The sequence below is a fragment of the Pseudomonas sp. GM102 genome, from assembly GCF_000282555.1.
GTDB lineage: Bacteria > Pseudomonadota > Gammaproteobacteria > Pseudomonadales > Pseudomonadaceae > Aquipseudomonas.
The window spans coordinates 1-1,049 of the sequence record NZ_AKJB01000141.1 but is presented as its reverse complement, the minus strand read 5'-3'; the positions used below and the strand labels follow the sequence as shown (position 1 = coordinate 1,049).

The window sequence follows — 1,049 nt, the reverse complement described above, 5'->3', positions numbered from 1 at the left end:
CAGACTGTGTGAAAACCTAGCAATCTGCTGGCCGGTTAAGGAAAATGCCCGTATCGCAAGATGCGGGCATTTTTCTTATGCGCTATATCCAAGGTGAAAACCGCTCCCAGAGCGCGCTGTTTCCACTGTCGCTGGACGAACTTATCCCCGATGACCATCTGGTTCGGGTGATCGAGGCCTATATTTCCCTTCTGGACCTTGAGCGTCTGGGCTTCGACAAAGCCAGACCCAAGGCCACGGGGCGCCCTTCGTACGATCCCGCGGATCTGCTCAAACTCTACCTGTACGGTTATTTTCAGCGCATTCGCTCGTCACGGCGGCTCGAGGCCGAGTGCCAGCGCAATGTGGAAGTCATGTGGCTGCTGGGCCGACTGGCGCCGGACTTTAAAACCATCGCTGACTTTCGTCGCGACAACAGTGCGGCGTTTACCGCGACGTGCCGTGCCTTCGTTCAGTTTTGCCGACACGCCGGCCTGGTTGCCGGTGAGTTGGTGGCTATCGACGGCAGCAAGTTTCAGGCGGTGGCGTCTAATCGCAAGCACATGACGCCGAAAAAGCTCAAACACCAGGAGGCGGCGCTTGAGAAGCGGATCGCTCGCTATTTGGCGCAGCTGGAAGAGGCGGATCACAGCGAAGAAAGCGCCATTGAGCGCTCAGCGGTGCAGGCGGCGCTTCGTGAATTGCAGGTAAAAAAGGCCAATAACCAGACCTGCCAAGGGCTGATGGAAGCTCAAGGTCTGGTTCAACACATTGTGGGCGAGTCCGAAGCCCAGAAAATGCGGACACCTTCCGGCAAGTTCGTGGCGTACAACATCCAAAGCGCTGTAGATGCTGAGCATTGCCTGATTTTGCACCATGAGGTGACTCAGGACGGCGCAGACCGGCAGCAGCTTGAGCCCATGGCAAAGGCCGCCAAAGCTGAATTAGAGCAACCGCAACTCAGCGTGACCGCCGATGCTGGTTACTCTAATGGCGAGCAGTTTCAGGCCTGTGAAGATGCCGGCATCACGGCTTTTGTGCCCCCTAATCGGTCGGTTAACAATCAAGGT

Annotated in this window: 1 protein-coding gene; it reads left to right on the top strand. The window is 56.8% G+C overall.

The window, feature by feature from the left end; translation table 11 throughout:
* Nucleotides 1–77: 77 nt before the first annotated feature.
* The coding region (locus PMI18_RS02180; RefSeq protein ID WP_007907095.1) for an IS1182 family transposase at nt 78–1,049 on the top strand (972 nt) is incomplete at its 3' end.